This is a genomic window from Bacillus sp. FAU20 (assembly GCF_056033865.1).
Window position 1 is genome coordinate 375430 of record NZ_JBVYHY010000026.1, and the last position, 25165, is coordinate 400594.

Below are 25165 nucleotides of genomic sequence, written 5' to 3' on the forward strand. Positions count from 1 at the left end.
AATAATTTGACGAGTGTAAATGAATTAGATTATCATAATGATAAATATCTTTTTTATGTATGCATATAATATATAAAAAGGTGGTTGCTAATGTAGAATTTTGTTAGAGTATTAGAATGCTTACTTCACTTGAATAAAATTAAGTAGGAGGTGGCTTCCTTGCTTACAATGTAAGTAAGGAAAAGTATTTGGACATATATAGTATAAGTATAGTGATTGTTTTAATTGCCTTAACGGCATTTTTCGTTGCAGCAGAATTTGCAATTGTTAAAGTGAGAAGTTCACGAATTGACTATTTAATTGCAGAAGGAAATAATCGTGCAACATCGGTCAAAACAGTCATTACAAACTTAGACGAATATCTATCTGCTTGTCAGCTGGGAATTACTGTTACAGCTTTAGGAATTGGGTGGTTTGGTAAACCTGCGTTAAAGCAAATGTTTGATACGCTTTTTGCAAATTGGAATATCTCTACTCAACTAGCAGACATTTTTGCTGTAATTTTAGTGTTTTTGTTAATTACTTTTTTACATGTTGTAATAGGGGAATTGGCCCCAAAAACATTTGCAATTCAAAAATCTGAACAGGTGAGTTTACTTGTTTCTAAGCCGTTAATTTTCTTTTATCGTATTGCATTCCCATTCATTTGGCTATTAAATGGTTCAGCTCGAATCATTACGAAGCTGCTAGGGCTGAAACCGCCGAAGGGGCATGATGAGGTACATTCAGAAGAAGAATTACGGTTGTTAGTTTCAGAAAGTTATAAAAATGGTGAGATTAATCAATCTGAATATAAATATGTGAATAAAATTTTTGAATTTGATGATCGGATTGCAAAAGAAATAATGGTACCTCGAACTGAAATGAATATTATAAGTAAAGAGATGCCTGCTGAAGAAGCTTTGCAAAAAATGTCTCGTGAAAAATATACAAGGTATCCAGTTGTTGATGGCGACAAAGACCATGTAATAGGTTTTGTGAATTTTAAAGATATTTTTACTGAATTTGTACAACATAAAGCTGCTAATAAGAAGACAGTAGAGCAATATATGAGACCAATTATTTTAGTTATCGATTCTATTCCAATTCATGATTTGTTTTTAAAAATGCAAAAAGAAAGAACACATATTGCTATATTGATAGATGAATATGGTGGAACATCTGGACTTGTTACTGTTGAAGATATTCTGGAAGAAATTGTTGGAGATATTCAGGATGAGTTTGATACGGATGAGCAGCCAGAAATTCAAAAGGTTAGTGAAACGAAGACGATACTAGAGGGAAAAGTACTTGTTAGTGAAGTGAATACGTTATTTGGTTTAGGGATTGATGATGATGGTGTTGATACAATCGGTGGTTGGATTTTAACGAAGAATATAGAGATTGCTGAAGAAGATTCCATTGAAATTGAAAATTATAAGTTTTGTGTGAAAGAATTAGATGGACGATATATAAAAAGATTAGAAGTTACAAAGATAGTAGAATCGATTGTTATTTTAGAAGATGAAAAACAAATTTCGTTACAAGAGCAAATTAGCTCGTAAACTCTGCTATATAGCAGAGTTTTTTTGAGCATAATGTTTTTTGAGGGATAGGGGCTATGATACAATGAAATAAGTCAGTTCTTTCACTAGGTGAAATATTGTTGTATACATATATTTGGAAGGAGAAGAAGTATGAAAAAGCATTTATATATAAATGGAGATTGGAAAACTGTAAACACGTATAAACCATTATACGCACCATATTCTGAAGAAACATTAGCGGAAATTGCACAAGGAACGGAAGAAGATGTAAAAGAGGCTGTTACTGCTGCAAAAAATGCAATGACAAAAATGAATAAATTATCTGCATATGATCGTGCGACTATTTTAGAGAAAGTTGCACAAAAAATGGATGAAAGAAGAGAAGAATTTGCAGAGATTATTGCAAAAGAAGCTGCCAAACCAATACGTGCTGCAAGGGGAGAAGTAGATCGTACTGTTCAAACGTACAAATTTGCAGCTGAAGAAGCGAAGCGTATATATGGTGAAACATTGCCATTAGACGCCGCACCTGGTGCGAATGGGCGTATTGCATATACAATCCGAAAGCCGATTGGGGTTATAGGGGCTATTACACCATTTAATTTCCCATTAAATTTAGTAGCGCATAAAGTTGGACCAGCAATTGCTGCCGGAAATACAGTTGTATTAAAGCCAGCTGATCAAACGCCATTATCATCTTATGCATTAGTTGAGTTATTTAAAGAGGCAGGATTGCCAAATGGAGCTTTAAATATCATTTCTGGCCCTGGCTCCACGGTTGGTGAGGCAATCGTCAAAAATGATTATGTTGCTTCTATTACTTTTACCGGAAGTCCAAAAGTTGGAATCGGAATAAAACAAAAGGCTGGGCTAAAACGAGTTACGTTAGAACTAGGCTCAAATGCTGCTGTTATTATTGATGAAGATGTAGAGTTAACAGATGAAATAATTGAACGTGTAAAATGGGGAGCATTTGTTAATAATGGGCAAGTTTGTATTTCCGTACAACGTGTTTTTGTACATGAAACGAAAATACATGAATTTCTTTCGAAGCTAAAGAAAGCGATGGAATCAGTTGTTGTTGGTGATCCACTGCTTGAGGAAACGGATGTATCAGCTTTAATTTCAAAAAAAGATGTAGAGCGAATTGATATGTGGGTTCAAGAAGCAATTAAGGAAGGAGCAACTGTTTTATGCGGTGGTAAAAAGCAGGATGCAAGAATTTTTGAACCAACTGTATTAACAAATGTTCCAGATCATGTATCTGTGCAGTGCCAAGAAGTATTCGGTCCACTCATGACAGTAAATACATTTAAAGAATTTGATGAAGCGATTGAGCAAGTAAATAATTCGCGTTACGGCTTACAGGCAGGGGTATTTACAAATAATTTATTTAAAGCAATGCGTGCAATTGATGAGCTAGAGGTTGGTGGTGTCATGATTAATGATATTCCAACGTTCAGAGTAGATCATATGCCTTATGGTGGCGTGAAAGAAAGTGGCACGGGGCGCGAAGGAATTAAATATGCAATAGAAGAAATGACAGAAATGAAATTAGTATGTATTAAAAAATAAAGTAGAAAAACTTAAAACTTGCGCTAAAAAACGAGTAGGAAATGTTTACGATTCCATACTCGTTTTTTACGCTTCTAGTAACTATTTAATTAAGTGTAACTTTTACTTCATTTCTTGTTTGAAAATAGTATCTTCTACATAAATTTGTTCTTTATCTACAGCAGTAGCATGAGTTAATACTAAACCGATTGGTGTTTTTGTATCTTTATTTTGAACAATTGTAAAAGGAACATTTTTTTCGTTTGCTAATTTAATGTATTTTGATAAATGTGGGTAAGCAATGCCACCATTTAGGAGGAGTTGTAATGATTGAGAAGAGCGCATGCTACCCGCCACTTCAGAGTATACATTACTTTGCATTACTTGACCGATCGTTAAAGCGATTTCCACACGCTCACGTAATGTAGTTAAATACATATTACGTTCTTCTGGTTTGTTTTGCTTTTGGCCGTAAATGCCTTCTTGGAGATAATCTTCCACATTTTTATTTACCATATTTTTCACACCTTTCATTTTCTATTGTACGCAAGAATTAAAAATGATGCAAAAAAAAGTCGTTTTGACTAAGGAAATAATGAAAATATGTGAAGGAAAAAGGGGATTTACATACAATTAGTTAAATAAGAAAGAAAAAAATAATTTTATCAACAGAAATTAACAAAATGTGACAAAAATCTATTAACGAATCTTATTTTTTGTGTTAATATTCAAAATATAAAGGGTATTCGTCGTATGGAAATGGAGGGAATGGAGGTTTTTCCAATCGATAAGGATATTAAAGAAATATTTTGTTCACACTTGAAAAACAATAGGCACCAATTCGTAGAGAACTGGAAAAACAAAATGATAATTTCCGAAAAAGATCCATTTAAACTAGAAGTAGTTCAAAATGGAGAGGATTTACTAGAGTTAATTATCGAACTTACTATGGAAGATAAAGATATAAATTATCTTCAACCGTTATGCGAGAAAATTGCTATTGAACGTGCTGGAGCAGATGCGAATATTGGAGATTTTGTTTATAACGCAAACGTGGGAAGAAATGAACTTTTCGAAGCGATGTGTGAATTAGATGTTAGTGCTCGTGAATTGAAACCAATTATGGCAAAAATACATACTTGTTTTGACAAATTAATTTATTATACCGTTTTAAAATACTCGGAAATTATATCGAAGAATTTAGAGGAAAAACAGCAATATATTAACGAAACACATAAAGAAAGACTGACGATTTTAGGACAAATGTCAGCTAGTTTTGTACATGAATTTCGTAATCCGCTTACTTCCATTATGGGGTTTGTCAAATTATTAAAGGCAGATCATCCGAGTTTATCGTATTTAGATATTATTTCGCATGAATTAGACCAATTAAATTTTCGTATTTCGCAATTTTTACTCGTATCGAAAAAAGAAATGTGGAATGAATCGGAACGGTTTTGGCTTAATGACTTGTTTCAAGACATTATACAATTCTTATATCCGAGTTTGGTCAATGCGAATGTTTTGATTGAAAAGAACTTACCGTATCCAATTCCGCTTGTTGGTTATCGAAGTGAAGTGAGACAAGTATTTTTAAACATATTAATGAATTCAATTGATGCTCTTGAATCAATGAAAGAAGAACGAAAAATTATCATCGATGTATTTGAAGAAGATCAAGCTATTCGAATTGTGATAAAAAATAATGGACCAATGATTCCAGCTGAAAATGTAGAAACGATTTTTGAACCATTTGTAACTACTAAAAAGTTAGGAACTGGTATTGGATTATTTGTATGTAAACAAATTGTGGAAAAACATAATGGGTCCATTATGTGTCGATCAGATAACGATTGGACAGAATTTCAAATTGCATTTCAAAAATAAACAGTCTACACCAAATGAATGGTGTAGACTGTTTTAATTTGTGAGTATGACGGCTTCTAATTTAGGATCTTTAGTTGAATAACCTACTATTGAAATTGTATAAATAACATTTGGTTCAACATTGAATTTCGGTATAGTCAGTAAAACGTTTTTATTATCTGCGAGTGAAATTTCAATATCTGCTGTACCAGGGCTAACTTGCAAAAAATCTGTTATTTGTTTAAAGAGTACATTTTCAAATAAATGATCCCCATCTTTTAAATCTACATTTACAACAGGGGTATCTGGAGAGAAATGTGCAAAGCGTATTTTGGCTTGACCAGCTGGTAAATGTGTATTATCAAGTATAGGTTGTAATTGTAGGTGATTGTCACTATTTATTGCAGCAAGAGTATAAGTATGATTTCCCATTATTGGTACCAGCGCTGAAAAGATTGGAGTTTCATTTCCGACAGGAACAATATCTATACGGTATTTACCTTGTACTAATGATAAATAAGGGCTGAATTGCTTAAATGAAATATTTTTAATAACTTTTTGTCCGTTTACTAAAATGTCAACAGCCGGTATATTTGGATTGGCATGAAAAATTCTTATATGTGAAGGTAAAGCAGCTTCTTGTGAATCTCTTGTTTCATACGCCTGTACAAGTTTTGATAGTGCATCGTAATATTTCATATATAATTCTATATATTTTTTAGGATTACGAAACTGATAGTAACGTGCGAGCTGTTCGTATTGTGTAACTTCTTGTCCATATTTTTCGATTTCAGATTGAGACATGAACATTCCTCCTTTGTCATCATTAAAACTATATGCGAAGCAAGAAAGCGGTTATGCGAAAAAAATGATTTTATAGAGGGGAAATTAAAAATTGACAACAAATATGTTGTCATAAAGAGGTGCTGGTGCTTATGAGTATTTCGCAGAGTAAAGCAGTACATATGACTGTATGAAAGTAAAATAAATGCCAAATTGTAAGTGCATTTCAATTAACATATAGAATACATGTCCAAAAATCGCTAGAAAACTAGGGATTTTTTTAATTATAGGCAAATACACATACAAAGTGATAATTGTCCTACATAAATTATAAAGGAAAGATAATTTAAATCTGAGAAAAGGAGTGCCACTTCGGGATAGGGATATCCCGATAGTAATTGTGAATGAAGTTATGAAAAGATTTTGTGTTATAAGCTGTAGGATGAATTTGTAAACTTCATTTTTCTATTTATTTTAGCAATTGACAGTATTAACCCATAAGAGAGCGTCATGACGAACTGATTAGTGTGGTTAATCGGTTCTTTTTTTATAGTTTAAAAATGAAAAGTTTACATAATAAATAGGAATTTGAATTGATTAGTAAGGTGGGGTGTCGAAATTTGTTTTAAAATATGCAATTTAAAGTAGGATAATAGGAAGGAGTTTAACGGGAGTTCCGTCGAAGTGTACAGAATGTCGGCATTTAAGGACAGCTGACATTATGCTATAAAAACATTTGGTGATGTAGTCATTTCATATAAAAGGGAGGGTTATTTGGGCGTATAGAAAAGGATTGGTCTTCGTTTAGAGTTCTGAATTTTCTGTTTTATAAATATTTTTAAGCACTCATTTGTATATTTTATAATAGTTTTTTGATAAATTCACTGCTTTTGCAGAGGATTCTTTTTTATGAAAGAAACGTCAATTTTCTTCATATATATATACAAATTGGAGAAATGGGGGAGCGCTATGCGCGATTACTTAATTAAACCACTTGTTGGTCAGCCGTATCCAATGATTTCACATGGAAAAGGTGTTTATTTGTATGATCAAAATGGCAATAAATATTTTGATGGTTCGTCAGGAGCAATTACGGCAGGTATTGGGCATGGCGTAAAGGAGATTGCAGACGTTATTAAAAAGCAAGCTGAGGAGATTGCTTTCGTTTATAGATCACAGTTTACGAGTGAACCAGCTGAAAAATTAGCGAAGAAGTTAAGTGATTTAAGTGTAGGAGATTTGAACTGGAGTTTTTTTGTAAATAGTGGTACGGAAGCGAATGAAACAGCTATGAAAATTTCAATTCAGCATTTTCAAGAGCGAGGTATTCAAGGGAAACATAAAATTTTATCAAGATGGATGAGTTATCACGGCATTACGATGGGTGCTTTATCGATGTCTGGTCACCCACTACGTAGACAACGTTTTGTATCTATTTTGGAAGACTATCCGACTATACCAGCTCCATATTGTTTCAGATGTCCTGTTCAAAAGGTATATCCAACTTGTCAGCTGGCATGTGCGACTGAACTAGAAAGATCAATTGAAAGAATTGGTGCAGAGCATATTGCTGCTTTTATTGCTGAGCCGATTATCGGAGCAGCTGGAGGCGCGGTTGTTCCGCCGAAGGACTATTATAAAGTCATTAAAGATATTTGTAATCATTACGATATTTTATTTATTGCGGATGAAGTAATGACTGGGCTTGGTCGTACTGGAGCATGGTTTGCGATGGAGCATTGGGGTGTAGAGCCGGATATTATGACACTTGGTAAAGGGTTAGGAGCGGGATATACACCGATGGCAGCGACAGTTGTAAGTGATCGTGTTATGGAACCAATATTACGTGGATCACGTTCAGTAATGAGCGGTCATACGTTAAGTGCAAATCCCTTGTCTGCAGCAACGGCTTTAGCTGTTATTGAATATATGGAGAAACATAATCTCCCTGAAAAAACAGCAGAAAAGGGAGAGTATTTAATAAAAGGCTTACAGAAAGTTCAGCAACAATCGACAATCATTGCTGATGTGCGCGGAAAAGGGTTGCTAATCGGAGTAGAATTGCAACCGTTTACAAAAGCGTCAGAGCTTATTTCAGTTGCAGCTAAAAATGGGCTACTTTTATACCAAGCCGTTTCAGGGCAAGCAGGAAAAGAAGATAGTGCACTGCTTGTAGCACCGCCAATGACAACTACATATTCCGAGTTAGATGAATTACTTTCAATTTTCTCTAAAAGTGTGGAAGAGATGATGCAAAAAGGAGGGCATAGTATCGCATGACAACTATTACAAATACATTCGGTAAATTAAAAGAAATTGAGGAAGTAATTTCTTTGTTCCATGATGATATGACATTAATGTTTGGGGGATTTGGAGGGATTGGATCCCCTCCATCTTTAATACAGGCAATTTTAGAAAAAGGCATTACAAATTTAAATTTGGTTGGAAATGACACTGGATTTCCTGATGTAGGTATCGGTCGTCTTGTTACAAATGAAAGAGTTAAATCACTAATTACTTCTCACATTGGCTCCAATCCAAATGCAGGAAGGCAACTAAACGAGGGAAGATTACAAATTGAGTTTTCTCCGCAGGGAACATTAGCAGAGCGCATTCGCGCTGGTGGCGTTGGTCTTGGTGGTGTTTTAGTTGATGTTGGTGTTGATACGATTGTGGAAGAGGGAAAACGAACAGTTGAAATGGATGGTAAGACCTACTTAGTTGAAACAGCGTTAACTGCTGAAGTTTCAATTGTATATGCGAAAAAGGCAGATCCGTTTGGTAACCTTGTATTTGACAAAAGTGCACGAAATATGAATCCTCACGTAGCTATGGCTGGGGATATAACAATTGTAGAAGCAGAAGAAATAGTTCCGCTTGGAAGTTTAGATCCAGAGGAAATTGTCGTTCCAGGTGTTTTCGTAAATTATATTGTACCGTCGGAAGGAGTGAACTGGAAATGGGTATGGGCGTAGAAGTGAGGGATAAGATTGCTAGGCGAGCGGCGAAAGAAATACAAAATGGCATGATTGTAAATTTAGGTATTGGCATACCATCGCTTGTACCAAATCATTTGCCTGACGATATAAATGTTATGTTTCATGCGGAAAATGGAATCGTCGGCATGGGACCAACGCCAAGTAAAGGGAATGAAGACGAAAATTTGTGTAACGCAGCAGGTTTACCAACTTCTCTTATAACAGGAGCGAGTTATTTCGATAGTTGCACAGCGTTTGGTATGATTCGAAAAGGTTTGCTAGACATAACGATTCTTGGTTCATTACAAGTAAGTGAAAATGGTGATTTAGCAAACTGGATTGTACCTGGAAAACGTGTTCCAGGTATTGGTGGAGCAATGGATTTAGCACAAAAAGCGAAGCGGGTCGTTGTTGTGATGAATCATGTTGATAAGTACGGAAATGCAAAAATTGTTTCAGAGTGTACATTGCCATTAACTTCAAAGAAATGTGTAGATTTAATTATTACTGATATGGCAGTCATGGAGGTAACTCCGAGTGGACTTATATTACTAGAATTAATGAGCCCATACACAGTAGAAGATGTAAAACGACATACAGAAGCTGATTTTCAAATTAGTTCTAACTTACTAGTAATTGAATGAAGGGAGATGTAATATATGGAGCAATTAAAAAAGCAAGTTTGTGATTATATTGAGAGCCATGAAGAGGAAAGTGTGAAATTTTTAAAACGATTAATTCAAGAAAAGAGCGTATCTGGTGATGAAAGCGGAGCGCAGGCAATTGTGATTGAAAAATTACGTGAATTAGGTTTAGACCTTGATATATGGGAGCCTTCTTTTTCTAAAATGAAAGATCATCCTTATTTTGTATCACCCCGTACAAGTTTTTCAGATAGCCCAAATATTGTAGCAACTTTAAAAGGAAGTGGCGACGGGAAATCTATGATATTAAATGGGCATATTGATGTAGTTCCAGAAGGGGATGTGAATCAGTGGGAACATCATCCTTATAGCGGTGAGAAAATAGGAAATCGTATATATGGCCGTGGAACGACGGATATGAAAGGCGGAAATGTCGCACTTATGCTTGCGATGGAAGCGATTATTGAATCTAACATTGAATTAAAAGGAGACATCTATTTTCAAAGTGTAATAGAAGAGGAAAGTGGCGGAGCTGGGACATTAGCAACTATATTACGAGGATATAAGGCAGATGGTGTCATTATTCCAGAGCCTACTAATATGAAGTTTTTCCCGAAACAACAAGGTTCCATGTGGTTTCGTCTACGTGTAAAAGGGAAAGCTGCACACGGTGGAACGCGCTATGAAGGGGTTAGTGCAATTGAAAAAAGTATGTTTGTTATAGAACATGTAAGAAAGCTAGAGGAGAAAAGAAATAGTCGAATTACAGATCCGTTATTTAAAGGAATTCCGATTCCGATTCCAATTAACATTGGGAAAATTGAAGGAGGGAGTTGGCCAAGTTCTGTTCCCGATGAATTAATTTTAGAAGGAAGATGCGGTGTTGCGCCGAATGAGACTATAGAGGCGGCAAAAGAAGAGTTTGAGAATTGGATTGTTGAATTAAACGATGTGGACAATTGGTTTGTTGAAAATCCGGTAGAAGTAGAATGGTTTGGAGCAAGATGGGTTCCTGGTGAATTAGAAGAAAATCATGAACTCATTACAACACTTCATCATAACTTTGTTGAAATCGAAGGGAACGAACCAATTATTGAAGCATCTCCGTGGGGGACTGATGGAGGTTTATTTACACAAATTGCAAACGTACCAACAATAGTATTTGGTCCAGGAGAGACGAAAGTAGCACACTATCCAAACGAATATATAGAAGTTGATAAAATGATAGCTGCCGCAAAAATTATTGCATGTACATTACTAGATTGGTGTGAGGTGAAAAAATGAAATACTATGAATCTTTTAGAGAACAGACGAATTGTTATACAGTAGAAGGTGTTTTAGATTATTTTAATAAACGTATCCGGGTAGATCACTATACAGGAAATGTTGAAAGTATTATACAGACAATTGACGAACTAGCAGAGAAACATTCTTTCACTAAATGTATTATTAAAGGAAAGGGAGAGCATGTTTCAACATGGCTCTCTTTCGGTTTTTTGTTGGAAGCAACGATACCTCATTATTTTCAAGGACACGATGCATACTTTTTTGTGAAATATAATAATGATGAAAGACGAAATAGTATGCATTGGACTGAGGAAGATACTATATTAAGCGGTGTAAAAGGGAAAGAAATAAAAGAAAAAGTAGTTCCAGAGAAATTTTTGCTGAGAAAAGCGACTGAAGAAGATGCAGAAGAATTAGCAATTGTATTCGGAAAAGTGTTTGAAGTGTATCCGACACCTTTAAATGAAGCGAGTTATGTATTACAGACGATGAAAGAAGACGATACAATTTACTACGTATATGAATTTGAGGGGAAAATTATTAGTACAGCATCTGCAGAAATGAACATAAAGGAAGGGAATGCAGAATTAACAAATTGTGCTACTTTACCTGAATATCGTAAACATGGATTTATGAAAAGTTTACTAATTAAATTAGAGGAAGAGCTTCGAGAAAGATCTATTTTCTGCTCCTATACAATTGCTCGATCGCTTTCTTTCGGAATGAATGCTGCCTTTCATCAGTTAGGCTATACGTATACAGGAAGACTGGCGAATAATTGTTACATTTTCGATAAGTTGGAAGATATGAATATATGGGTGAAAAATCTATCTAGCTATTCGAAAGCAGTAAAAATTTCGCCTCAAAATTTAGCTGTAAAGCAAAACAGTTAGGTGGAGCTGGGTGTTCGAAAAGCCGTACTAATTAGAGTCTCGAGTTATCTAATGAAAATATAAAATTGATCAAAATTATAGAACGGAATCGTCATGCTTACAATCGCACATAGGTATGCCGAAAATTCGGCATATAATTGCCGGATTTTCGGCAAGAGGGGGGATGACATTGCTAGCAGTTTCGACACAAGAAGTCATTGAAGCGATTTTGGGCAGTATTGATGAGGCTATACACGCTGTAGATGAGAATGGAATTACAATATTTTATAATTCTGTAGCTGCAAAACACGATGGATCGAAGATTGAAAAAGTGTTAGGGAAACATCTGTTAGAAGCGTTCCCGTCTTTATCAAGGGAAACGAGTACATTGATGAAAGTACTAGATACAAAAAAACCTATCGTACATCAAGTACAGCATTATCAAAATTTAAATGGTGAAGATGTTTGTACAGTAAATACGACATTACCTATTTTTATAGATGGGAATATTGCTGGGGCTGTTGAAATTGCAAAGGATTACTCTACAATTCAAAAACTTACTGACACAATTGTTGATTTACAGTCGAAAATAAAGCGATCATCTAGAAAAAAAGTGATTAAAAAGCACGCTGCATTTGAGACGATAGTGACAAATGATACGCGGTTTAAACAGACGAAAGAGTTAGCACAAAAAGTAGCACCAACAGACGCGAATGTTTTAATATATGGTGAAACAGGAACAGGAAAAGAACTGTTCGTACAAGCAATTCATGAAGCTTCTAAAAGAAAAAATAAGCCATTTATTGCACAAAACTGTGCAGCTTTACCAGAGTCGCTACTAGAAAGTTTATTGTTTGGAACGACAAAAGGAAGCTATACAGGAGCGATTGAAAGAGCTGGGCTATTTGAACTGGTTGATGGTGGTACATTATTTTTAGATGAACTGAATTCAATGCCTCTTGATTTGCAGGCAAAAATGTTACGAGTGTTAGAAGATGGAGTCATTAGAAGAATTGGTGATAATAAGACGAGAAAAGTAGATGTTCGTGTTATTACCGCGATGAACCAGCCTCCAGAAATATGTTTACGAGAGAATAAAATTCGCACGGATTTATATTATCGCTTAAACGTATTTTCATTATATATCCCACCGCTTCGTGAAAGAACTGAGGATGTACTATTATTAGCATCTTATTTTTTGAAAGAATATAATAAAAGTTATAAAAAAGGTGTACTTCAAATTGATGAGGAAGCGAAAGATAGACTGCAAGCTTATCAGTGGCCTGGAAATGTCCGGGAGTTAAAACATACGATTGAACATGCTGTTATTATTGCAGAAGGAAATACATTAACAGCCAATTGTTTACCACGTATATTTCGGAAAGAGACGTTTTCGAAGAAGAAGGGTATAATGCCACTTAGAGAAGCACTTCATCAAACAGAAAAAGAATTGATAGATCAAGCGTTGATTGAAACGGAAGGGAATATATTACAAGCCGCAAAAATGTTGGGTATCCCTCGTCAAACGCTTCAATATAAACTGAGCAAGTACGACAAAACCGCCGAATAATCGGCGGTTTTTATGTGTTTGCACGAATAAAAGAGCGTTTACATATATAAATAGTAATGAATATGATGTTAAGTATTGATTTCATACAACGCTTAAAAATATTTTTTCGCTTATGTAATAGGGTTCTCCGCACAATTACTTATCAACAATGTAAAGTTGGCATAACTATTGCTTATATAAAGAATGAGCGTATAAAAAGGGGGAATAGCAATGTTACATGATGTATACAAACCAAATCGTCACTGGAAGGATATCGAATTATGGAAAGATGTTACTGAAGAGCAATGGAATGATTGGGTTTGGCAATTAACGAATACGATCAAAACGTTAGATGACTTAAGAAAAGTGATTAACTTAACACCTGAAGAAGAAGAGGGCGTTAAAATTTCAACGAAAACGATCCCGTTAAACATTACACCATACTATGCTTGGCTAATGAATCCTGATGATCCACGCTGTCCGATTCGGATGCAATCAGTACCGATTTCGGAAGAGTTATATAAAACAAAATATGATTTAGAAGATCCACTTCACGAAGATGAAGATTCACCAGTTCCAGGGCTAACACATCGTTATCCAGACCGTGTACTATTCCTGGTAACAAATCAATGTTCTATGTATTGTCGTTACTGTACACGCCGTCGTTTTAGTGGACAAATTGGAATGGGTGTACCGAAGAAACAATTAGATGATGCAATTACTTATATTCGTGAAACGCCACAAGTACGAGATGTATTAATCTCAGGTGGTGACGGACTTCTAATTAACGATAAAATTTTAGAATATGTATTAAAAAATTTAAGAGAGATTCCGCATGTTGAGATTATTCGTATCGGAACGAGAGCACCAGTAGTATTCCCACAACGTATTACAGAAAATTTATGTAACATTATTAAAAAATACCATCCAGTATGGTTAAATACACATTTCAATACATCTATTGAAATTACTGAAGAATCGAAAAAGGCATGTGAAATGTTAGCGAATGCTGGTGTTCCAGTCGGAAACCAAGCAGTAATTTTAGCTGGTATTAACGACAGCGTTCCAATTATGAAAAAACTTATGCATGACTTAGTAAAAATCCGTGTACGTCCATACTACATTTATCAATGTGACTTATCTGAAGGTATCGGTCACTTCCGTGCACCAGTATCTAAAGGTCTTGAAATTATTGAAGGTTTACGTGGACACACATCTGGTTATGCTGTTCCGACATTCGTTGTTGATGCGCCAGGTGGAGGCGGTAAAATTGCACTTCAACCAAACTATTTAATCTCACAAAGTGCAGATAAAGTTGTACTTCGTAACTTTGAAGGTGTTATTACGACGTATCCAGAGCCAGAGAGCTATATTCCAGGAAGAGCGGAAGGATACTTTAAAGAGATTTATCCGAACTACGAAGAAAAACGTTCAGATGTTGGTATCGCAGGTCTTATGAGCGATAAGAAATTTAACCTCGTTCCAGACGACTTACAGCGTATGAACCGTCGTAAAGACTACGAAGATAATGATACTCATGCATCTTTAAAAGATAAACGTGATAAGCGCGATCAATTAAAAGATAAAAAATATCAAGCACAAATGGCTAAATTAGAAGAAAACGACAAAAAAACTGAGGGTGATGCAGTATGAATTGTATGTGGTGTGACAGTACAGAAGCGAAAGAAAGCTTGAATACTGTATATTGGGAATTACCAGATGGTACGAAAGCCATTGAAATCCAAGAGACACCATGTATTTCTTGTTCCTCGTGCGGGATGGACTATCAATCAGACCATACAGTAAAAGAAATTGAAGATCAATTATTCTTAATTTACACGAAAGATTTACCAAAACAACTAACATATGAAGAATTAATGGGAAGACCACGTCTATTAAAAAGAAATTATTTCGACTTTTAACCAGCTTTTATGCTGGTTTTTTTCTTTTTTGCCTTGTATAATGTACCCAAGTTAGAAAGGTAGGGAATATTTTTGAAAAAGACATTTTACCATTATATGATGAAGCATCGTGCAGCTTTATTTAGAAATGAAATTTCAGATTTAGCAGAGGCGATGTATGATGATTTAAGTTTTCCGAAGCAATCTGAAGACTATGATGAAATTAGTTCATACTTAGAGTTGAGCGGAATGCTAGAAAGTATGTCTATATTTGATGAAGCCTGGGATTTATACATACAAGATAGATAAAAACTATTTGAAAACATACAGAATACATTACTTTATTTAAAGTGAAGTATTCTGTATGTTTTTTATTATGAAATTTGTTGATTTGAAGCTAGTCTAGTTACTAGCTTTTTTTTGAGTGTAATGTAAATTTTATAAGATTATATTTTTTATTGAAAAAATTTATGAATATAAGCTTCTGTGATAAGCGTTTTTATGTAGGTTGCATATACTGATATCAAAATCACGACGTCAAAAAAAGGAGAGATAGAGATGGCAAGAAAAAAACAACCTAAATACAACGTAGGGGACATAGTCGTGATTACGCTATATGGAACCGTTGGGAAAATCACAAATATGAAGGTTTTAGATGGAGTTTATGTATACGAAGTCAATAATCACGATGGCTTTTACGTAGAGCAAACATTGCAGCACGTTACAGAGCAAGATATGAAAAAGGGCGATACGGAGTGGATTGAATTAAATTATAATTTTACGTTTGGTGATCTTGTGCAAGTAACTGGATATGATAAAGATGTTTTCCGTATTGTTGGTTTTCGTACAGAAGTATGGAGATATAAGAATGACGCATGGGAAGATACAATTTATGAATTGTCACGGATTACGGATGGTGAATGGTTAGAAGCGGATGAATCAGATTTAACGTTACTCGCCAATGCTCAAACGGCAAATGCAATTTTGAAGAAAATGAAACAAGATAAAGCAGGTATGAATAAATTAGATTTAGGGAAGTTAAAGTCAATTAACAACTCGAAAAAAGTGAGTGTTAAGACGAATCGTCAAGAAATCATTGATGGATTACTTGATATTTATAACGATTATCAATTATTGTTCGATACATTTAAAGATGAAGAATATAAAATTGTAATGGATGTTGTTCATAATTATTTAGTTAAATTGACAGAGAAAAAATAGTTAACTAGAAAGAGAGAATAAATTGAACAACAACATATGCAGTATAAGGTATGCCTACAACTATTAAAAAAATAAAAAGCCACTTTATAAGAGAGTCTGCCCATTGATCTTCATGCATGAACTCTTCTTTTGTTTGTCCCACTTCATATTGATTTTCCATTATTATTTCCCCCTTTGAATAGCTTGTACTACAATCGTATGTATCTCGTCCAAAGGTTATGACCTATAAAAAAATAAAATCTATTTTTCTAATCTCATATACATAATTTTGAGATTTTTTCATAAAACAGAAATAAAGGAGTGATGCTCATGAAGGAAATTGAAGTCGTGATTGATACGGAAGAGATTGCGGAGTTTTTTTATGAGCAACTAATTGAAAGAGGGTACGTCCCAAAACGAGAAGAAATTGAAGATCTCGCAGATATTACATTTGAGTATTTATTAGAGAAATGCATGATTGATGAAGTTTTTGATGAAGAGGATGAATGAAAGTAACGACGGGCATAACTCGTCGTTTTTTACTCTTTACAAACCTGTCACAAATATAGTCAATAATTATTGGTATAATGAAAAGGAAATTTTACTCAAGAGGTGAAGGAATGTTCAAAAAAATTATTGATTCTTTATTAGGAAAGAAAAAATATCGTTCGTATTCAAGTAGTGATTATCGTCGTAGAGGGCGCTCGTATTCAAGTAGCGATTATAAACGACGTTCATCTGGTTATGGACATCAACATTATAAAAGAAAACGTAAAAGCCGTAGCTTCTTTTCAAGCAGCTGATGAAATGGCGTCGTGTACTAGCATTATTTGATAGACCACTGCGAAAAAATACAATTGTTGCAGAGCGTTATAAAATTGAATCAGTAATTGGAATGGGCAGTTATGGGGTTACATATGTCGTTAATGATTTACAAATAAATAGATATAAAGTCTTAAAACAATTAAGACAAAGTAAACAAAGATATGAGTCTGGTAGAAGATCATTTGAACAAGAGAAAATGATTTTACAAACATTAAATCATCATGCAATTCCTAGTCTATATGATCATTTCCTATGGGAGAAAAAGAGCTTCTTTGTGATGGAGTACATGCCTGGTAAAAATTTTGAAGATTATATTTTCATAGATGGGTATGTATATACAGAACGTGAAGTTTTTGAGATTTTATATGAAATATTAGAAATTGTATCGGTGTTTCATAGTGAAGGCATTATTCATCGAGATTTACGCATTCCAAACATACTAATGAAAGAAAATCAAATTAGTATTATTGATTTTGGATTGGCTAAATGGAAAGGTGAGGATGATGAGCGAGCTACAACTTACGAAGGTGAACAAGCTTTGATGCGAGAAGTTCACTTTCGTAGCGACTTTTATGCGCTCGGTCATTTCTCATTATTTTTATTATATGCAGGATATGAATCTAATGAAAAACAGGAAAAACCATGGTACGAAGAATTAACTTTGGAACATTATACTCGCGAAATGCTTATGCGAATGTTACAAATAAAAACGCCGTACTATAAGAATGTACAAGATTTAAAACAAGATGTAGCTTCTGCTTTAGAAAGGATGGAGACTCCATGTTTCAAAAGTTTTTAGCAAGCGTTGGTATTGGAAGGGCAAAGGTAGATACTGTTCTTGAAAAAGATGAGTATATTGTTGGGGAAGAAATAGTTGGAAAAGTTCATATAACTGGAGGTTCAGTTAGCCAACAAATTGAAAGCATTTACTTAACATTATCGACGTCGTATGTACGAGAAGTGGATGATAAAAAAGTAACAACAACATATGATTTAGAGCGAGTACGCTTAACCGAACCTTTTTCTGTAGAACCGAATGAAACAGTTGACATTCCATTTTCTTTTCCAATGCCAATTGAAGCACCACTTACACTTGGTATGAAAACGGTTTGGATTCATACAGGTCTTGATATTAAACGTAGTATAGACCCAAGTGACCGCGACTACGTTCAAGTGTTACCCAATGCATTATTAAGTAGTGTTTTAGATAGTGTAAATGAATTAGGGTTTAAAGCACGTCATATAGAATGTGAAGAATTACCGCATCGATTACGTAAGCAAGTTCCATTCGCACAAGAATTTGAGTTTATTCCGGTTTCTGGAGAGTACTATGGGAAATTAGATGAATTAGAATTATTAATCTTGCCACGTGCATACGACCGATTAGAAATAATTATGGAAGTAGATAGAAAATCACGTGGATTAGCTGGTTTATTCGCTGAGGCACTTGATCTTGATGAGAAGGTGATTCGTTTTACCGTAACAAGAGAAGATATCCCTGAGATGAAGCAAAAAATTAATAATTATATTTTTTAATAAACTATGCATAAAAAAGAAATGGAGAGGAAAACTAAAACAACCGCTCCATTTTTTTGCATAGTGAGGTTATGTATGTGAAACGATATCGACATTTATACTTGCTAAGTTTTACGTTACTCATTTGTTTTGTCGTATTATCACTTTCGTATCATACCGCTTGTATTGAGAACTTTGACAATATAGTCGCACATTTTATTCAAAGCTTTCGAAACGATTATTTGACGACCTATTTTACTTGGGTGTCTTTTATCGGTTCCAAAAGAATATATTTTCCATTACTCATTATTCTTGTAATGTATTTTCTCGTTAGAAAAAAGTTGCTTAGTGCGTTGCTTCTAACAATTAATTACTACGGATCTCGTTATTTAAACAGTATGCTTAAACTATGGTACGAACGAGCAAGACCTGATGTCACGCAGCTTGTTACTGCAACTGGATATAGTTTTCCGAGCGGTCATACGATGAATGCTACTGCTTTTTTAGGATTTATTGCATACGTCACAATTACTGAAGAGCGTATTTCGTTGCATAAAAAATTGTTAATTATTCTTATAGCAAGCTTTGTTGTATTATCTATTTCAGTTAGCCGAATATATCTTGGCGTGCACTATCCATCTGACATATTAGCAGGATGGGCAGCCGGCGGTAGCTGGCTCGTTTTATGTGTTATATTCCATAAAACGTTTATAAAAAAAGAACCTATGTCATAATAGGTTCTTTTTTCATTGGCTCAACATGAATGTGTGCATGGTAAATTCCAAACTTTTTGCGAAGCATAGCTTCGATGTTGTCGGTAATACAGTGACTTTCTCCAACATCCATACGAGCATCTACTTCAATTGTAATATCAACGTACGTTTGATTCCCGTACATACGTGCTCGAATATCTACAATGTTTTCCACACCGCCAATATGCTCAATAGCATCAGCGTATTCTTCCATTTTATCAGGATCAATTCCATCTGTAAGCATATGAGAAGATTCTACGAAAATCTCCCATGCAGTTTTACAAATAATAAGACCGACAATTAAAGCGGCAATAGGGTCTAAAATAGGCATTTGGAACTGAGAACCGACAATACCTACTACAGTACCAATACTTACGAGTGCATCTGATAAGTTATCCTTTGCAGCGGCTTCTAATGATTTACTTTTTGTTCGTGCTGCAATTTTTTTCGTATACAAATACACGCAATACATAACGACAGCAGAAAATAAAGCAATCCATGCAGCGAGTACATTAGGCGCTGCGTGTTTCGGATTTAAGAAAGATTGAATGGCACTAATAACAACTTCTAATCCGACTGTTGCCATAATGAAGGAAGCAACAAGTGATGCGATTTGTTCGGCCCGCGAATGCCCATACGGATGATCTGGGTCACGAGGTTTACGAGATATTTTTAGACCAATTAATATTGCTAAAGAAGCACCGATATCCGTTAAGTTATTTAAACCGTCAGCACGCAATGCGCTAGAGAGGGTAATATAACTGATGATGATTTTCATAGAGGATAAAAATATGTAGGCCATAATGCTGACAATAGCACCTTTATCAGCTTCTTTATGAGAAAGAGTATCCATTTTAATCACTCACCTTTCTTTAAAGGAATTTCTTTCTATAAATAGAGTATCAAACGAAAGTCGTGTGGGTCTATACAAACATTGTTGACGTTTTATAGCTTTTTAAGAAGGGGATAACAAAGTTTCGTGAAGGAAAAATATGTTGAAAAGTACAAAGTCAGGGTGTGAACCTAATTAGAGTTTATTTACTAAAGAGATAGGAGGGTAGATGGATGAAGAAGCGAATACTTTTCTTACTATGTACTATTCTTATAATGACAGGGTGTAATTCATTAAACGATGAAAAACATCAAAAGATAATTGTGAAAACAGATGAAAGCCCTCTGAAAAATATTTTCCAGAGGGCTTTTATTTTAGTATGCTTCTAAAAACTCAGTAACTTGCTCTTCAGTTTTTGCATTAGCACTATGTAAGTGGCCTAGCTTCTCACTATTTTGGTATACAAGTAAACTTGGAATACCCATTACTTGATACTCTTCAGCGATACTTGGAAACTCATCTTTATTAATAGAATACCATTCAAATTTATTGAACTCTTCCATTACATCTCCGATAAAGTTGTCCATACGTACGCAATCTGGGCACCATGTAGTAAAGAACTTAACAACTACAGGCTCCTCGCTTGCGATGATGTCTTTGAATTCTTGTTCTGTTTTAATTTCTTTCATAAGTAAAACTCCTTTCAATATTACACGAATTTATATGCAAAATTCGTATTTGCAAACATGTTGCAAACTTATTATTTGTTTTTTAGTTTTGTAGTTCGTTCACACTTATAAAACTGTATTTTAAATTGTATATAACATGACTGCACTTCTAAGTGTGAAAATAACGGAACCTCACTTTACTTTATAAGCTTTTTCCAGGATTGTGTCAAACTTCTGAATTTTATACAGCAATTAAAGAAGCCCACACTTTGATTGAGTGTGGGCAGAGTGACTAAAATTAATCGCTTATTAATTTCGAATAGATATTTAAATCGATAAGCTTTCCAGCTGATTTTTCGCTCTTTCTCAGAGTCCCTTCAAAAGTAAAGTTTAATTTTTCTAATACCTTTATGGAATTTACATTTGCAGGTTCAACTTTTGCTTCAACACGATATAGTTTTAAATGTGTAAAAGCATAATCTAATAAAGAGGCTATTGCTTCAGGGGCATATCCTTTACCCCAAAATTTTTTTGAAATATCATAACCAATCTCAGTCTTTGAGTTTTCAAAATCTAAGGAATTATAGCCACATGAACCGATAATGTGATTAGATTCTTTTTCAATAATAGTAAAACGTATAGCTTTATTATTTTGAGCGAGTTCGTTAAGAAATTGAATCATATCTTTTGCCTGGCTTTCATCGGTGAAATTACTTATATTCATGAATTTAGTAATATCAGGATCAGACCATATTTTAAACATACTTAATGAATCAGATGCTTTCATTTGCCTTAAATATAATCGTTGTGTGTGTAGTTCAGTAATCAATACTTTTACCTCCGTTATGTTGTAAGAATAGGTAGTTTAAAAATATTGATATCTGCGCATAATTCAGTCCCTTCTAGATTAATTAACTTTTATTATACAAGAAAATTACTACAGTGAACAAAGGCGTTAATTGGTTTAGCTATTTTCTATAATTGATGGAATCAGAGAGACAAAGGAACATGGTTTCAGTGGATTTAAAGATTTTAGCCCGCTATTTGTGAGCAGTAAGACCCCACCTTAAAATTCAGCAGAAGCAAAGAAGTTAGGTGGGGGTCGGGCTGCCCGTAAAAGCCCGATTGGTAAGGGCTAATAATCAGTGGGGGATGAACACCCCCCATTGATTAGAGTTTCACTTTATTCAATTCTTTAACAAACCCCTTATCTGGAAATTAAAGAACGCCTTGGGAGAAAGGCGTTCCATGACCAAGGAATGTATGGAAAATGATACTAAATGATTCATAATGAGATGATCATAAGTATTGTATGTATTTCTCTAATGTATGTGAAGTCTTTATTTCATAATATCGAAAAAGAACATGCATATAAGCATGCTCTTTCACAAGAAAGATAGATTTCTATGAGTGGATGCCTCCATACAATAATATATGCTTGTCCAGTTAAAAGGTGAAAAGTTTTATTAAAATCGTTATTTCAATGGAGAAGCCCTAGGATTAGGAGGCTAGGGCTTCAAGTCATGGTATATCTCACACGAAATTATAAAAAGAAAAGAACGTATTGAAGATAACACATGAATATTTCATATTTTATTATAAAAACTGTATAAGGCTAGAATTTATATAAATGTAATGGAAATTAATTAATAAAAAACTTTATTAGGGATTTGCCTTAATCATTTATAACAGTCAAGAATATTTATAAAATATGACTGTAGAAACAGGTCCGATTTTTATAACGATGGAGGGAATTGGTGTGGACATAACTCAAAGTATGGCCAGAATAGTGGTTAATGGGAAAGATATTCCGTTTACTTCAGTTAGAACTTCAATATGGAATCAAGGACCTGTAAATGATTTAATTGTTTCGACAAATCGGAGAGTCGAGGAGTTTTATCAATTTATGTGGTCACAAGTGCCAGTTACGCTCACAATGTATTTTCTTCAGGGAGCGGACTTGATGAGATTTGCTAGAATTGTTGGAATCGATCAAAGTGTAATGGGAGAATATATATATCATTTCTTTTGGGGATAAAATGAATTTAAAGCAGTTTAATAGCTGTTTTTTTATTTTATAGAGACATGATTCGAAGGCGAAGAATATGTATGGCTAGGAAGAGTAGTTTAGATCGTGATATAGATAAATTATTATCGCTTCTAAGTTTTTAAAAAATTTTCAAGAAAATCGGGAGGTTCTAATTGGATATATATCAACGCTTAGTTATTAATAGGAAATATAATGAAGGTTAAAAAGTTTAATGGGAATTTATTTATTTTTTCCAATCATAAAATGCGCAATTTATGTGAAGAGAATAATGACTAGTAAGTGGTTTAATACATTTAAAGATAGGAACATAAAAAAAGCGGTGTTAGTAATATGTATTATACAAAACAATGTAGAGAAACGATCAATATATAGGTGTTATTTTTAAGGATGTTTGTTTTTATAAGACAATATAATAAAGAAGGAACAGGTTAAGGGACAGTTTGAATTTCTAACAGAGAGCTGTGTGATTAAATAGGATAAAAGTAATTATTTAATGTTGGGATAGGTTATAAATGGAGAACCAATTAAAAGAAATATTTGGTGCATTGATAGCAGCTATAGGTACAATAACTTCCGCTATTGGAAGTACACCGTTCTATTTTATAAGCAGTAATGTAAGGGAGAATCTGAATATATATGGAAACACATTGCAAGCAGTTGGTAACGCTTTAGAGGCTGATGGTCAAGGGGAAATTTCCTTTGAAAAAATTGGAAACGAAATCCAATCAATTGGTAATGTAACTGTAATATCAGGGTTAGTTATTGATTTTACAGATGAAACAAAAGTTAAATTAGTTATTTCTGGAAATTGGGCGCAGGCTTTAGGAGGACTTACAGCATTAGCAGATGAATTTGAAGATACTTCAGATAAAGATGAGTCTTTTAATGTTGTAGGAAACTTATTGCAAGCTATAGGAAATTCCTTGCAAGCGATTGGAGGGATATATGAGCTAAAAAGTATTAGAAGAGATCGGCAGGATAGTAAAGAAAATCTAGTAAATGATACAGGGGAAATTTTAGACAATCAAGCAAATAGTCAACCGGATAAAAAGAAAGAAGGCCAGTCAATAGATACCATAGGAAGTTGGATCCAAGCCGTAGGTTCTGTATTTTCATTAATTGGACAAATACGTGAAGAAAGTGAGGAGTTAGAAGGGAGCGATAAATAGACTAGTTGTAAAAGAGCCTCACATATTGCGCATATTTGATAGTAGGAAAATTTTTTATTGAATGCTAAGTTTAAAATTATATGATGCAGTAAGTAAAAAGGGTTCAAGGAGTATTAATAGTTTAATAAAAAAGAGCGGTTAGCAAAAGCGAAAAGTTTTCATGAAAACTGGTAATAGAAACTGCTTTTTAGAAAAATAACATATACTTATTGAAAATGGAATACAGGAGTTCGTATTGTAGGTTTTGCATATGGCTATTCGTTCTCAGGAATTACACGTGAATTAGTAGGATTGTTAGTTTAGTAGTAATGAAACTTATGACGAATATTTCGATAGATACCATTATCCAAGTGGTGTCTTTTTTATTGTTAAGGAATAAATAAAAAAGAGAGTTTAAACCCTCTTTTTTATAATTATCTAACTATTATGCGCAAATTGGAATTCCTAATGCTATTAGAGTCAATGCTACTTGAAGAGAAAGCTCTAATCTAGCAATTTCGATTCCAGCAACTGAAACCACTAAAAGAGGTTGTCCATTAACGAACAAAACACAACTTTCCATGCTTACGCCTCCTTTCTAGTAATCTAATATAGTATATGGATTAAACTTTAAAAGTGTAATAGTTAAATGTATGAATTTAATATAATTAATAAATTAAACTATTATATTTAATAAATTAAAATTGACCTAACAGCTGCTTTTTTGTCACTTTATAAGAAGGGTCAGAATATATTAGAAGTATAAAAATTATAGGAGTGATAGATATGTTCTTTGCAAAATTGCGTGGTAGAAATGAAGTTCCACCAGTAGAAACAGATGCTCGAGGAGAGGGTTTCTTTAAATTAAGTCGGGACGAGCTTAGCCTAAGGTTCAAGTTAGATTTATTCAATATAGAGGATGTAGTAGCTGCCCATCTGCATCTTGGATTAAAAGGAACGAACGGCCCTGTTGTAGCTTTTTTATTTGGACCGATAACAAATCCAGTTTCAATAGAGTGCGCAACTCTTACGGGAATGATTACTCAAGAAGATTTGGTTGGACCGTTAGCGGGTCAAACATTAGGCACTCTTGTAAATGAGATTATATCTGGAAACATATATATTAATGTTCATACAGTACAACATCCTAATGGTGAAATTCGTGGACAACTAAATTATTGCTAATGAATAATGGTAGTAGGAAAATTTAGCGAG

28 protein-coding genes are annotated in these 25165 nt (G+C 34.2%); 21 read left to right on the plus strand and 7 right to left on the minus strand.

Going from position 1 to position 25165, the window contains the following annotated elements:
• Positions 1-188 precede the first annotated feature (188 nt).
• Positions 189-1544: a hemolysin family protein gene (locus tag AC0OM3_RS23830; protein WP_000356249.1), complete on the plus strand. Its 1356-nt coding sequence runs from the start codon at positions 189-191 to the stop codon at positions 1542-1544.
• Positions 1545-1676: 132 nt separating this feature from the next.
• Entirely contained in the window at positions 1677-3101 is a 1425-nt protein-coding gene (locus tag AC0OM3_RS23835; protein ID WP_000716477.1) for an aldehyde dehydrogenase family protein, read from the plus strand.
• Between the two features lie 102 nt (positions 3102-3203).
• On the opposite strand, the gene AC0OM3_RS23840 is transcribed toward AC0OM3_RS23835, so the two are convergent.
• Complete coding sequence (locus tag AC0OM3_RS23840; RefSeq protein WP_000247560.1) at positions 3204-3596, minus strand: YueI family protein; 393 nt, start codon at positions 3594-3596, stop codon at positions 3204-3206.
• 237 nt (positions 3597-3833) lie between these two features.
• Here AC0OM3_RS23840 and AC0OM3_RS23845 point away from each other — a divergent pair, with 237 nt between their 5' ends.
• On the plus strand, positions 3834-4967 hold the full coding sequence (locus AC0OM3_RS23845; RefSeq protein WP_000425086.1) for a BA2291 family sporulation histidine kinase: 1134 nt from the start codon (positions 3834-3836) through the stop codon (positions 4965-4967).
• A gap of 33 nt (positions 4968-5000) precedes the next feature.
• Here AC0OM3_RS23845 and AC0OM3_RS23850 read toward each other — a convergent pair whose 3' ends face one another.
• A complete protein-coding gene (locus AC0OM3_RS23850) occupies positions 5001-5750 on the minus strand; it encodes a DUF4397 domain-containing protein (RefSeq protein ID WP_000083286.1) in 750 nt (249 codons plus the stop codon).
• 948 nt (positions 5751-6698) lie between these two features.
• On the opposite strand from AC0OM3_RS23850, the gene AC0OM3_RS23855 reads away from it, so the two are divergent.
• The 10 genes from AC0OM3_RS23855 (at position 6699) to AC0OM3_RS23900 (ending at position 16181) form a co-directional block, all read left to right on the plus strand.
• Positions 6699-8009, plus strand: coding sequence for an aspartate aminotransferase family protein (locus AC0OM3_RS23855; protein WP_474213131.1), 1311 nt, complete (start codon positions 6699-6701; stop codon positions 8007-8009).
• Positions 8006-8704: an acetate CoA-transferase subunit alpha gene (gene atoD / locus AC0OM3_RS23860; protein WP_000208101.1), complete on the plus strand. Its 699-nt coding sequence runs from the start codon at positions 8006-8008 to the stop codon at positions 8702-8704. Before AC0OM3_RS23855 ends, atoD begins: the two co-directional genes overlap by 4 nt.
• Positions 8689-9351 carry a CoA transferase subunit B gene (locus tag AC0OM3_RS23865; RefSeq protein ID WP_000525274.1) on the plus strand — a complete coding sequence of 221 codons (663 nt, stop codon included), beginning with the start codon at positions 8689-8691 and terminating at the stop codon, positions 9349-9351. The genes atoD and AC0OM3_RS23865 overlap by 16 nt, the downstream gene beginning before the upstream one ends.
• Positions 9352-9366: 15 nt before the next feature.
• Positions 9367-10635 (plus strand): peptidase, encoded by a 1269-nt coding sequence (locus AC0OM3_RS23870; protein WP_202822642.1) that lies wholly within the window; start codon positions 9367-9369, stop codon positions 10633-10635.
• Positions 10632-11531: a putative beta-lysine N-acetyltransferase gene (gene ablB, locus AC0OM3_RS23875; protein WP_131249950.1), complete on the plus strand. Its 900-nt coding sequence runs from the start codon at positions 10632-10634 to the stop codon at positions 11529-11531. Before AC0OM3_RS23870 ends, ablB begins: the two co-directional genes overlap by 4 nt.
• A gap of 163 nt (positions 11532-11694) precedes the next feature.
• The gene (gene rocR, locus AC0OM3_RS23880) at positions 11695-13080 is read left to right on the plus strand and encodes an arginine utilization transcriptional regulator RocR (RefSeq protein ID WP_080029637.1); all 1386 of its coding nucleotides are present in this window, start codon (positions 11695-11697) and stop codon (positions 13078-13080) included.
• 210 nt (positions 13081-13290) lie between these two features.
• A complete protein-coding gene (gene kamA, locus AC0OM3_RS23885; RefSeq protein ID WP_000902147.1) occupies positions 13291-14712 on the plus strand; it encodes a lysine 2,3-aminomutase in 1422 nt (473 codons plus the stop codon).
• On the plus strand, positions 14709-14981 hold the full coding sequence (locus AC0OM3_RS23890) for a YokU family protein (protein WP_000995763.1): 273 nt from the start codon (positions 14709-14711) through the stop codon (positions 14979-14981). The genes kamA and AC0OM3_RS23890 overlap by 4 nt, the downstream gene beginning before the upstream one ends.
• 72 nt (positions 14982-15053) lie before the next feature.
• Positions 15054-15269 carry a YozE family protein gene (locus AC0OM3_RS23895; RefSeq protein WP_000750717.1) on the plus strand — a complete coding sequence of 72 codons (216 nt, stop codon included), beginning with the start codon at positions 15054-15056 and terminating at the stop codon, positions 15267-15269.
• Positions 15270-15518: 249 nt separating this feature from the next.
• The gene (locus AC0OM3_RS23900) at positions 15519-16181 is read left to right on the plus strand and encodes a hypothetical protein (RefSeq protein ID WP_000101499.1); all 663 of its coding nucleotides are present in this window, start codon (positions 15519-15521) and stop codon (positions 16179-16181) included.
• A gap of 4 nt (positions 16182-16185) precedes the next feature.
• Here AC0OM3_RS23900 and AC0OM3_RS23905 read toward each other — a convergent pair whose 3' ends face one another.
• The gene (locus AC0OM3_RS23905; protein ID WP_000431486.1) at positions 16186-16341 is read right to left on the minus strand and encodes a DUF3930 family protein; all 156 of its coding nucleotides are present in this window, start codon (positions 16339-16341) and stop codon (positions 16186-16188) included.
• Positions 16342-16490: 149 nt separating this feature from the next.
• Between AC0OM3_RS23905 and AC0OM3_RS23910 the strand changes: the two genes are divergently transcribed.
• The 5 genes from AC0OM3_RS23910 to AC0OM3_RS23930 all read left to right on the plus strand — a co-directional run bounded on the left by AC0OM3_RS23910 (position 16491) and on the right by AC0OM3_RS23930 (position 19234).
• A complete protein-coding gene (locus AC0OM3_RS23910) occupies positions 16491-16670 on the plus strand; it encodes a YozD family protein (RefSeq protein WP_000658451.1) in 180 nt (59 codons plus the stop codon).
• 110 nt (positions 16671-16780) lie between these two features.
• A complete protein-coding gene (locus AC0OM3_RS23915) occupies positions 16781-16963 on the plus strand; it encodes a hypothetical protein (protein ID WP_000473371.1) in 183 nt (60 codons plus the stop codon).
• A complete protein-coding gene (locus tag AC0OM3_RS23920; protein ID WP_474213132.1) occupies positions 16963-17784 on the plus strand; it encodes a serine/threonine protein kinase in 822 nt (273 codons plus the stop codon). The genes AC0OM3_RS23915 and AC0OM3_RS23920 overlap by 1 nt, the downstream gene beginning before the upstream one ends.
• The gene (locus AC0OM3_RS23925; RefSeq protein WP_000486610.1) at positions 17766-18521 is read left to right on the plus strand and encodes a sporulation protein; all 756 of its coding nucleotides are present in this window, start codon (positions 17766-17768) and stop codon (positions 18519-18521) included. The genes AC0OM3_RS23920 and AC0OM3_RS23925 overlap by 19 nt, the downstream gene beginning before the upstream one ends.
• Before the next feature lie 77 nt (positions 18522-18598).
• Positions 18599-19234: a phosphatase PAP2 family protein gene (locus tag AC0OM3_RS23930; RefSeq protein ID WP_000833370.1), complete on the plus strand. Its 636-nt coding sequence runs from the start codon at positions 18599-18601 to the stop codon at positions 19232-19234.
• Here the strand turns inward: AC0OM3_RS23930 and AC0OM3_RS23935 are convergent.
• From AC0OM3_RS23935 to AC0OM3_RS23945, 3 genes are all read right to left on the minus strand, one after another.
• Complete coding sequence (locus tag AC0OM3_RS23935; protein ID WP_474213133.1) at positions 19224-20105, minus strand: cation diffusion facilitator family transporter; 882 nt, start codon at positions 20103-20105, stop codon at positions 19224-19226. The genes AC0OM3_RS23930 and AC0OM3_RS23935 overlap by 11 nt on opposite strands.
• Positions 20106-20458: 353 nt before the next feature.
• On the minus strand, positions 20459-20773 hold the full coding sequence (locus AC0OM3_RS23940; protein WP_000658788.1) for a thioredoxin family protein: 315 nt from the start codon (positions 20771-20773) through the stop codon (positions 20459-20461).
• A 277-nt stretch (positions 20774-21050) separates the two neighbouring features.
• Positions 21051-21581 carry a GNAT family N-acetyltransferase gene (locus AC0OM3_RS23945; protein ID WP_474213134.1) on the minus strand — a complete coding sequence of 177 codons (531 nt, stop codon included), beginning with the start codon at positions 21579-21581 and terminating at the stop codon, positions 21051-21053.
• Positions 21582-22463: 882 nt separating this feature from the next.
• On the opposite strand from AC0OM3_RS23945, the gene AC0OM3_RS23950 reads away from it, so the two are divergent.
• Both AC0OM3_RS23950 and AC0OM3_RS23955 read left to right on the plus strand, forming a co-directional pair.
• Positions 22464-22790, plus strand: a complete 327-nt coding sequence (locus AC0OM3_RS23950) for a hypothetical protein (protein ID WP_474213135.1) — start codon at positions 22464-22466, stop codon at positions 22788-22790.
• A 524-nt stretch (positions 22791-23314) separates the two neighbouring features.
• Entirely contained in the window at positions 23315-23971 is a 657-nt protein-coding gene (locus AC0OM3_RS23955; protein WP_046946336.1) for a DUF6944 family repetitive protein, read from the plus strand.
• Between the two features lie 424 nt (positions 23972-24395).
• Here the strand turns inward: AC0OM3_RS23955 and AC0OM3_RS23960 are convergent, their stop codons facing one another.
• Positions 24396-24533, minus strand: coding sequence for a DUF3956 family protein (locus AC0OM3_RS23960; protein ID WP_000443219.1), 138 nt, complete (start codon positions 24531-24533; stop codon positions 24396-24398).
• Positions 24534-24736: 203 nt separating this feature from the next.
• Here AC0OM3_RS23960 and AC0OM3_RS23965 point away from each other — a divergent pair, with 203 nt between their 5' ends.
• Positions 24737-25135, plus strand: coding sequence for a CHRD domain-containing protein (locus AC0OM3_RS23965; RefSeq protein WP_000464545.1), 399 nt, complete (start codon positions 24737-24739; stop codon positions 25133-25135).
• The last annotated feature ends 30 nt before the right edge of the window (positions 25136-25165 follow it).